This is a genomic window from Sulfitobacter sp. HNIBRBA3233 (genome assembly GCF_040149665.1).
Classification (GTDB): Bacteria; Pseudomonadota; Alphaproteobacteria; order Rhodobacterales; family Rhodobacteraceae; genus Sulfitobacter; species Sulfitobacter marinivivus.
The window spans coordinates 145260-153798 of record NZ_JBEFLP010000004.1 but is presented as its reverse complement, the minus strand read 5'-3'; the positions used below and the strand labels follow the sequence as shown (position 1 = coordinate 153798).

Annotated in this window: 9 protein-coding genes, 2 tRNA genes and 1 riboswitch; of the genes, 10 read left to right on the top strand and 1 reads right to left on the bottom strand. The window is 64.3% G+C overall.

Features of this window, described 5'->3' with window-relative positions:
• The 3 genes from ABMC89_RS17425 to ABMC89_RS17415 form a co-directional block, all read left to right on the top strand.
• Window positions 1-1052, top strand: a 1052-nt coding sequence (locus ABMC89_RS17425) for a glycosyltransferase family 2 protein (RefSeq protein ID WP_349570208.1), incomplete at its 5' end; no start/stop codon positions are given.
• 44 nt (window positions 1053-1096) lie between these two features.
• A tRNA-Arg gene (locus tag ABMC89_RS17420) sits at window positions 1097-1173 on the top strand.
• A gap of 341 nt (window positions 1174-1514) precedes the next feature.
• A tRNA-Met gene (locus ABMC89_RS17415) sits at window positions 1515-1591 on the top strand.
• A gap of 65 nt (window positions 1592-1656) precedes the next feature.
• Here ABMC89_RS17415 and ABMC89_RS17410 read toward each other — a convergent pair.
• The gene (locus ABMC89_RS17410; RefSeq protein WP_349570206.1) at window positions 1657-2745 is read right to left on the bottom strand and encodes a cupin domain-containing protein; all 1089 of its coding nucleotides are present in this window, start codon (window positions 2743-2745) and stop codon (window positions 1657-1659) included.
• 223 nt (window positions 2746-2968) lie between these two features.
• Window positions 2969-3069: riboswitch (TPP riboswitch) on the top strand.
• A gap of 56 nt (window positions 3070-3125) precedes the next feature.
• Here ABMC89_RS17410 and thiD point away from each other — a divergent pair.
• The 7 genes from thiD to ABMC89_RS17375 are packed head-to-tail and all read left to right on the top strand — an operon-like array spanning window position 3126 to window position 8379.
• The gene (gene thiD / locus ABMC89_RS17405) at window positions 3126-3929 is read left to right on the top strand and encodes a bifunctional hydroxymethylpyrimidine kinase/phosphomethylpyrimidine kinase (protein WP_349570204.1); all 804 of its coding nucleotides are present in this window, start codon (window positions 3126-3128) and stop codon (window positions 3927-3929) included.
• The gene (locus ABMC89_RS17400; protein ID WP_349570202.1) at window positions 3926-4903 is read left to right on the top strand and encodes an FAD-dependent oxidoreductase; all 978 of its coding nucleotides are present in this window, start codon (window positions 3926-3928) and stop codon (window positions 4901-4903) included. The genes thiD and ABMC89_RS17400 overlap by 4 nt, the downstream gene beginning before the upstream one ends.
• Window positions 4887-5084 carry a sulfur carrier protein ThiS gene (gene thiS, locus ABMC89_RS17395; RefSeq protein WP_349570200.1) on the top strand — a complete coding sequence of 66 codons (198 nt, stop codon included), beginning with the start codon at window positions 4887-4889 and terminating at the stop codon, window positions 5082-5084. The genes ABMC89_RS17400 and thiS overlap by 17 nt, the downstream gene beginning before the upstream one ends.
• Before the next feature lies 1 nt (window position 5085).
• Entirely contained in the window at window positions 5086-5856 is a 771-nt protein-coding gene (locus ABMC89_RS17390) for a thiazole synthase (protein ID WP_349570198.1), read from the top strand.
• Window positions 5853-6449, top strand: a complete 597-nt coding sequence (locus tag ABMC89_RS17385; RefSeq protein ID WP_349570196.1) for a thiamine phosphate synthase — start codon at window positions 5853-5855, stop codon at window positions 6447-6449. Before ABMC89_RS17390 ends, ABMC89_RS17385 begins: the two co-directional genes overlap by 4 nt.
• On the top strand, window positions 6446-7447 hold the full coding sequence (locus ABMC89_RS17380) for a ThiF family adenylyltransferase (protein ID WP_349570194.1): 1002 nt from the start codon (window positions 6446-6448) through the stop codon (window positions 7445-7447). Before ABMC89_RS17385 ends, ABMC89_RS17380 begins: the two co-directional genes overlap by 4 nt.
• Window positions 7444-8379, top strand: a complete 936-nt coding sequence (locus ABMC89_RS17375) for an ABC transporter substrate-binding protein (protein ID WP_349570193.1) — start codon at window positions 7444-7446, stop codon at window positions 8377-8379. The genes ABMC89_RS17380 and ABMC89_RS17375 overlap by 4 nt, the downstream gene beginning before the upstream one ends.
• Window positions 8380-8539: the final 160 nt, after the last annotated feature.

Here is an 8539-nt window from a genome sequence, read left to right as displayed (position 1 = left end):
ACAAATACAATAAACTACAAAGCGGCCCGCCGAAGCAGGCAGCCAAATTCGATCCGCGATCCGGCACTCCTGAACCGCCGGAAGGGGCCGCCGCAATCGGGTCGCAGCCATTCCTTGAGAGGGGCAGAATGTCGTGCATTATACGCACGAAACGTTCTCGGATCTGTCTGTACTGGAATGCCCCAATGAAAATTTGCGCTCTCACGATGGTCTATCAGGACTATTGGGCCATTTCGCAGTGGTACCGCCACTACGGTCGGGAAGTCGGAACAGCGAACCTCTATATTATCTGTCATGGGCAGGATCCCAAGATTGCACAGCTTTGTCCCGACGCCAGCATCATCACCATCCCGCGCGACGATCTGGCAAACTTCGACCGCGTGCGTTTGCGGGTGATGAACGACATACAGTCCGCCCTGAACCACATCTACGACTGGGTGATCCAGACAGACGCTGACGAGTTGATCTGCTACGATCCGCAGTTACACAGCTCCTTCGCGGATGTCTTTCAAAGCACCGCCGCCCCCGCTATTTTCGCCCTCGGCCTCAACCTTGCGGAGGTTGACGGCGACGCTGAGCTGCAAGCCACTGAAAGCGTGTTCGCGCAGCGCCGCATCGCGGCGGTCACCGGGAACTATTCAAAGGCCTGGGCGACAAAACGCGGGATGCCGTTGCGTCTGCACGGTGTCTTCTGTGGCCACCGGCGGGCGTTGAAATTCCCGTTCGAGATGCCGGACGGCGTGTTTCTGGTTCATCTCAAGCACGCAAACAGCGCGGCGCTGAAAGAGACGAATGCAGTCCGCCAGTCGGTCGCGGACAGTGTCGGAGAAGACTGGAACGTCAAAGGCTGGGCGAAGCCGGATTTCCATGCCAAACGGTTCTTCCGCAAACTCGCCCGAGCGGAGGACCTTCCCTGGCCGGACGCCGTGGCACTGGGCTACGAGAAGATCCGCGGCAATCCGGTTCGCGACCCCGAGCGCGGGATCGTGAAACCGCCCTTCATCAATTACGTCTGCCGCACCACCCTGCCTGTGTGGTTTCATCGGGGCTGATGCCTCTTGATGGGCGCGGACAGTTGACCCATAACGGCCCAAGCGGTCCCTTAGCTCAACTGGATAGAGCAGCTGACTTCTAATCAGCAGGTTGAGGGTTCGAGTCCTTCAGGGATCGCCAATCTCGCAGAGTTGTTCGTGACAGCATCCCAGGTGTTGCGCGCCAAGCATCTTCCAAAACGGCCAAGCAGATGAATGTGGTTTGCGGGGACTGCGATCGGTCGATCCGGTGATCCTGACATGGAAAATGCCACCACTGCCGAACATCAAACCGCCGCTTGTCTACCGCTGATCCGCAGAAGGGGATGGCTGAAAACCGGGCCGTCAAAGCCAAGGGGTACAGAAACGAATACCCGCTGCCGCACCGTGGAAATAAATATCGAATTTCGGTGGTTTTGGGCCTTGGAGCATGGCGTTCAGGGTTGCAGTCCGTTCCGACTCGCGTTAGGTGACACACATTGGCGCGGGATGGAGCAGCCCGGTAGCTCGTCAGGCTCATAACCTGAAGGTCGTAGGTTCAAATCCTACTCCCGCAACCAATAAAAACGCGTTATCAGACGCTTATACGCCGCCCTCCGGGGCGGCGTTTGCGTTTCTGGAGCGGTTACCGCAGCGTTGTCGTGAAATCACCGCGCAGCGCGACTTCGAGCAGTTCGAGATCAGGCGAGGCATCGTTGTAAGTCGCGACCAACCCGGGCGGGATGACGAAACCGTCACCCGCTTCGAGCTGGCGGGGATCGTGACCATCGGCCGCCAGTGTCATCGTACCCTCCATCACGAAGGTGAAGTGGATGTCGGCATCGTGGGTAAAGGCCCTCGTTTCGCCGTCGCCTTTTCGGACGACCTGAATACCGGCCACGCCCTTGGTCCCCGCGGTAATGCCGGTGTCGCGCGCGATGAAGCCGGGGATGCGGAAGGGATGCCACTCCGCCCTGTCTTTTACGTGGTGCACAAAGGTCTGGCCGTCCCATTCGCGGGCGGGATCGCCTTTGCCGTTGGGGAGCGTGAAATCGTGGTCGATGGTGGTGACGTGTTCGGCTGGCACGCCGATCTCGATCACCTCGATGTTGGGAGAGGCTTCGACGACACGGTGGCGGATCCCCGGCGGCTGGGTCACGCAATCGCCTGCGTGCAGGCGGATCACATCGCCCTGATCCTCGTAGAGCACATCGACCCAGCCGCGATAGCAAAAGATCAGCTGGAACCCGACCGTGTGGTAGTGGACCATGTCCGGAACGGGGCCGCCGTCGGGGATGCGGATGTGGCTGGCGATGATCGACCCGCCGAGGCGGGACGGGATCAGATCGCGGTAATGCATACCCGCGCGGCCGATCACCCATGGCGCTTCGTCGCGCAGGCGGCGGACGGCGAATTCATGCTGGGTTTCGATCGGGTCTACCTGTGGGGTCAGCGGCGCAAGCGTGATGCGGGTGCCGTTTGGCGCGGTCAGTTCGCGCGCGCCATCCGAAAAACTGTCGGGATCGTCGGTCAGAATGCGCAGATGGCCGGGGGCGACATCGGCGCCTTTCTCGATCCGCAGGCGGATGCCGTAGCCGGAAAAGCTCGCCACAGATGGGTCATCGGCGGGATAGATATTTTCAAGCCGCATGCCCAGCGTCTTCGTATAGAAAGGCAGATCATCGCGCAGCTCTTCCGTCGGCAGTAGAAATTCGGCGAGAATGGTATCTGTCATGGGGGGTCCTGTGGTTGCGGTTCGGTTCGGTATCAAAATCGTGCTGTGGGTGGTGATGGTATCAAGATCTATTGCGCGTTTGATGGCCAGCATCAACTGGCACGGTTTGCCTTCGGTAGGACTGGCCGCCGGTCACCGGCCTTCACACCCGGCCCCTCGCGCCCCGAATCCGGTCGCGCGCTTTGGGCAGTTGCAGGGGCGTCCGCAGGCTGATATCAATAATCCAAATCCGTTGGGGTGCCCCGTCTGGGGCTGAGAGGCGCAAGCTAACCCATTGAACCTGATCCGGACAATACCGGCGTAGGAAACGGAGCAAGATCAGGCGCACCGTCCTTTCCCGCTTGTTCTTCCTCCTCCCCTCGCCGGAGGAGATGTAGAAGATGCCACATTGTTCAGCTTTGACCATCGCGGGCTCCGACAGCGGTGGAGGTGCGGGCATCCAGGCCGATCTCAAGACTTTTTCGGCCCTCGGCGTGTACGGCACCAGTGCGATCACGGCGATCACCGCGCAGAACACACGAGGTGTTTTCGCGGTCGAGGAAGTATCGCCCGCCGTGGTCGGCGCGCAGATAACAGCCGTTCTCGAAGACATCCCCCCGCAAGCCATCAAGATCGGGATGCTCGCATCGCCAGAGATCATCGCCGCCGTGGCCGATGCGCTCGAAGGTTATCGCGGCCCTGTCGTGCTCGATCCCGTGATGATCGCAAAGTCGGGGCACGCGCTGTTGGCCGAAGAGGCCGAGGCCGCGCTGATCGAACGCCTGCTGCCGCGTGCCGATGTGCTGACGCCGAACCTGCCCGAAGCGGCCCGCCTGTTGGGGCAAGACCCCGCAGACACCGCCGCGCAGACCGAGGCACAGGGGCATGCGTTGCGCGCACTTGGAGCAGGGGCAGTGGTGATGAAAGGCGGCCACGCGACCGGTGCGACCTGCATCGACAGGCTGGTCACAGCCTTTGCGACAACGGAGCTGTCGCAACCACGGCTTGCGACGCGCAACACCCACGGGACCGGATGCAGCCTGTCGTCGGCGATCGCTGCCGAACTGGCGAAAGGGGCCACCGTCGTGGCGGCGGTCCGGCGCGCGCAGGCATGGCTGCACGGTGCGATCCGCGCGGCGGACGGGTTGCAGATCGGCGGCGGTTGCGGGCCGGTTCACCACTTTTACGAGGTCTGGAGCCGATGATGCGCGCGACGGTACTGGGCGCCGGCGTTGCGGGGCTGTGCGTGGCGACGGAACTGGTCGCCCGTGGTTGCGATGTGACCGTCATCGACCCAGCCGATCGGCCCGGGCCGCACGGGTGTTCGTGGTGGGCAGGCGGGATGCTGGCCCCTTTCTGCGAGGGCGAAACCGCCGAGGAACCGGTTGTGCGGCTGGGACAGGAAGCCGCCGATTGGTGGGAACGGCAGGGTGTGGCAGTTGCGCGGCGGGGAACCGTCGCGGTCGCCCTCGACCGTGACCGGCGGGAGCTTGACCGTTTCGCACGCCGTGTTCCACAGCACCGGCAAGCCGACGCGGCTGCGCTGGCCGCACTTGAGCCTGACCTCGACGGTCGGTTCGACCGCGCCCTTCATATCGCCGACGAAGGACATATCGATCCGCGCGCCGCGCTGTTCCGGTTGCGCGAAGGTTTGATGCAGGCCGGTGTCACCTTCGCCTCCGGGCAAGCGGACGCAGGGGGCCTGACATTCGACTGCCGCGGGCTGGCGGCGCGGGATGCCTTGCGCGATCTGCGCGGCGTGAAGGGAGAGATGGCAGTGCTGCGCAGCACCGACATCCGCCTCAGCAGGCCGGTCCGGCTGCTCCACCCGCGCTTTCCGCTCTACGTCGTGCCGCGTGGTGACGGTCTGTTCATGCTCGGCGCCACGCAAATCGAAAGCGATGACCGTCGCCGCAGCGTCCGCGCTGTCCTCGAGCTTTTGTCGGCGGCGCATGCGCTGCATCCCGCCTTTGCCGAGGCAGAACTGGTCGAAGTCGGCGCCGATGCCCGCCCTGCCTTTCCCGACAACCTGCCGCGCCTGCAACGGCGCGGTGCGACAATCTACGTCAACGGCCTTTTTCGCCACGGCTTTCTGCTTGCGCCCGCGCTGGCGCGGATGGCGGCAGAGATGGCCTGCGAGGGCACCAAACCGGAGTTTTTGTATGAAGATCACCGTTAACGGCACCCCTACGGAGGTGCGCGCAGAGACGCTTGCCGGCGCACTTGACGAACTCGGCTACGGCGGGGCCAAGATCGCATCGGCGGTCAACGAAAGCTTTGTGCCCGCCACCGCGCGGGAGAATACCGCGCTGTCGCCGGGTGACCGGATCGAGATCGTCGCACCCCGGCAGGGGGGCTAGGATGCAGGTCTACGGAAAACAGATCACATCGCGGCTGATGCTGGGCACGGCGCAATACCCGTCGCCCAGCGTGCTGGCCCGCGCCTTTCAACGTTCGGGTGCCGGTGTCGCAACCGTTTCCGTCCGCCGCGAGGCAGGCGCCGACCGGGCCGGTACGGCCTTCTGGGATCTGGTGCGCGATCTGGATGTCACGCTGCTGCCCAATACCGCCGGCTGCCATTCCGTTCGCGAAGCCGTCACAACCGCGCATATGGCGCGCGAGCTCTTCGACACGCCGTGGATCAAGCTCGAAGTCATCGGCCATGCCGACACACTCCAGCCCGATCCCTTCGGTCTGGTCGAAGCCGCCCGTATCCTGACCGAGGACGGATTTCAGGTCTTTCCCTACACGACCGAGGATGTCGTGCTGGCCGACCGCCTGCTGTCTGTCGGGTGCGAGGTCCTGATGCCGTGGGGCGCGCCCATCGGCACCGGGCTGGGGCTGACCAACGTCTACGGATTGCGCACGATCAGGGCGCAGTTTCCGGATGTTCCCATGGTCATCGACGCGGGGCTCGGGCTGCCCAGCCAGGCTGCGATGGCGATGGAGATGGGCTTTGACGCGGTCCTGCTGAACACCGCTGTCGCGAAGGCAGGGGATCCGGCCGCGATGGCCGAAGCCTTCGCCCGCGCGGTAGAGGCAGGCCGGCTCGCCCGTGAGGCCGACCCGATGGAGCCGCGCGACATGGCCGCGCCCTCGACACCGGTCATTGGAAAGGCTTTCCTGACATGACGCTCGACCGGTTCTATCCGATTTTCGATCACCCCGGCTGGCTGGACCGGATGCTGCCCCTCGGTGTGAAACTGGTGCAACTGCGGATCAAGGACACGCCGGAGGCGCAGGTTCGACGCCTCGTTTCCGAAGCCATGGAAAAGTGCCGGCGATACCGCGCTGTGCTTGTCGTGAACGACCACTGGCGCATCGCCATCGATGAAAAATGTGACTGGGTGCATCTGGGGCAGGAGGATCTCGATACCGCCGATCTGGGCGCGATCCGGCGGGCGGGCCTGAAGCTGGGTATCAGCACCCACGACCATGCCGAACTTGACCGCGCGCTTTCGCTGTCGCCGGATTACGTGGCGCTCGGCCCGGTTTACCCGACCATCCTGAAGAAGATGAAATGGGAGCGGCAGGGCCTCGGGCGGGTGTCCGAATGGAAGCAGCTGATCGGCGAGTTGCCCCTCGTCGCCATCGGCGGGATGAGTGTCGACCGCGCGGCAGGTGCCTTTCAGGCGGGTGCGGACATCGTGTCGGTCGTCACCGACATCACGCTGAACGACGATCCGGAAGGGCGCGTGCGGCAGTGGGTCGAGGCGACCCGATGAACCGTTACGCCCGCCAGATCGCTCTGCCTGAAATGAGGCCGGAAGGTCAGGACCGCCTGCGCAACGCCCGTGTGGTCATCGTCGGGGCAGGGGGGCTTGCGGCCCCTGTGCTGCAATATCTGGGCGGGGCGGGCGTCGGGCGGATACGGATCGTCGATCCCGACAGGGTCGAGGTGGCGAACCTTCACCGGCAGACGCTGTTCCGCGAGGCCGATGTGGGCAGCCCCAAGGCCGAGGTCGCCGCCGCCGCCCTTCGCGCGCTGAACCGCGACTGCCGCGTCGAGCCGGTGATCGCGGCCCTTGATCCGGCGAATGCCGATACGCTTTGCAAGGACGCCGATCTGGTTCTGGATTGTGCCGACAGTTTTGCCGTCAGCTATATCCTGTCCGATACCTGCCGCGCCAAAGGTCTGACGCTGGTCAGTGCCTCGGTCATCGGTCTGGGCGGTTACGCCGGGGCTTTCTGCGGGGATGCCCCCAGCCTGCGGGCCGTCTTTCCCGATCTGCCACGCAGCGCGGGGTCCTGCGCCGAAGACGGCGTGCTGGGGCCGGTCGTCGGGGTGATCGGCGCCCTTCAGGCGCAGATGGCGCTGGCGCTTATCGCGGGCATCGCGCCGTCGCCGCTGGGCAGTATCGTCACCTTTGACGGCTCAAACCTGCGCTTTGGCGGCTTCGCCTTCACTGGCGCGCCAGAGCCCGCGCAGGCGCCGCGCTTTCTTGCCGTCTCCGACATCCGGGAAAACGATTTCGTTGTCGATCTGCGGTCTGCTGATGAGGCACCGCTGGTGCGACCGTCAGCCCACCGCCTGCCTGTCACGGCCTTCGGGCCGGACGGGCCTTCCCCGGATACCGGCCACCGCGCCGTGCTGTGCTGCCGCTCGGGCCTGCGCGCCTGGGCTGCCGCCGAGCGGCTGTCGCGCGTCTGGGAAGGCCCTATTTTCCTTGTCGCTCTTGGCGATCCCCCACCCCGATACACACCAGATGGAGAAAACGAATGATATCAAGACTTGCCGCCCTCGCCCTTCTTGCCGCCACGCCCGCCGCCGCTCAGGACCAGATGACCGTTGTGCTCGACTGGTTCGTGAACCCCGATCACGGGCCCATCGTGATCGCCGAAGAGAAAGGGTTCTTCGCCGAGGCGGGTCTGGAGGTCGCTGTCATTGCCCCCGCAGATCCGTCTGATCCGCCCAAGATGGCTGCGGCGGGCCGCGCCGATATCGCGATCTCCTACCAGCCGCAGCTGCATCTCCAGGTCGCCGAGGGCATGCCGCTGGTGCGCGTCGGCACGTTGGTCGCGACACCGCTGAACTGCTTGCTGGTGCTTCAGGACGGCCCCGTTGACAGCATCGCGGACCTCAGGGGCCGCAAGGTCGGCTTTTCGGTGGCGGGCGTACAGGAGGCGCTGCTGGCCGAGATGCTGGGACAGGTGGACATTGCCATGGGGGATATCGAGCTGGTCAACGTCAACTGGTCCCTCTCGCCCGCGCTGATGTCGGGGCAGGTGGATGCCGTCATCGGCGCGTTCCGCAATTTCGAGCTGAACCAGATGGACATCGAGGGGGTGCCGGGCCGCTGTTTCTATCCCGAGGAAACGGGCGTGCCGACTTATGACGAGCTGATCTACGTCGCCAATCCCGAAACGATGGACAAGGACATGGTCCGCCGGTTCCTGGCCGCGACCGAGAAAGCCACCCAGTTCATCGTCAACCATCCCGATGAAAGCTGGGAGATCTTTTCCGCAACCGCCGTCGAATTGCAGGACGAGCTGAATGCGCGGGCATGGGTCGATACGGTTCCGCGTTTTGCCCTGCGCCCCGAGGCGCTGGACGAGGGACGCTACGCCCGTTTCGAAGCCTTCCTGAACGAAGCGGGTCTGGTCGACGGGCTGCGCGCCGTGTCCGATCTTGCGGTCGATCTCGGACAGCAATGAGCATCGGCAGAGTCGGGCTGTGGCGTGCTGCTGCGCGCATCGTCAGGAACGATCCTTCGGTGAGTTACGAGGCGCCGCAGGGCGCTGATTGCAAGCGGTACCTAGCCTCCCGCCTGCCGCCATGGCCACGCATTTGCGCCGGGGGCCGGCTGTGCGTCCG

Coding starts and splice junctions, on each gene's coding strand:
- ABMC89_RS17410 (WP_349570206.1), bottom strand. CDS start 2,745: ATGACAGATACCATTCTCGCCGAATTTCTACTGCCGACGGAAGAGCTG.
- thiD (WP_349570204.1), top strand. CDS start 3,126: ATGCCACATTGTTCAGCTTTGACCATCGCGGGCTCCGACAGCGGTGGA.
- ABMC89_RS17400 (WP_349570202.1), top strand. CDS start 3,926: ATGATGCGCGCGACGGTACTGGGCGCCGGCGTTGCGGGGCTGTGCGTG.
- thiS (WP_349570200.1), top strand. CDS start 4,887: ATGAAGATCACCGTTAACGGCACCCCTACGGAGGTGCGCGCAGAGACG.
- ABMC89_RS17390 (WP_349570198.1), top strand. CDS start 5,086: ATGCAGGTCTACGGAAAACAGATCACATCGCGGCTGATGCTGGGCACG.
- ABMC89_RS17385 (WP_349570196.1), top strand. CDS start 5,853: ATGACGCTCGACCGGTTCTATCCGATTTTCGATCACCCCGGCTGGCTG.
- ABMC89_RS17380 (WP_349570194.1), top strand. CDS start 6,446: ATGAACCGTTACGCCCGCCAGATCGCTCTGCCTGAAATGAGGCCGGAA.
- ABMC89_RS17375 (WP_349570193.1), top strand. CDS start 7,444: ATGATATCAAGACTTGCCGCCCTCGCCCTTCTTGCCGCCACGCCCGCC.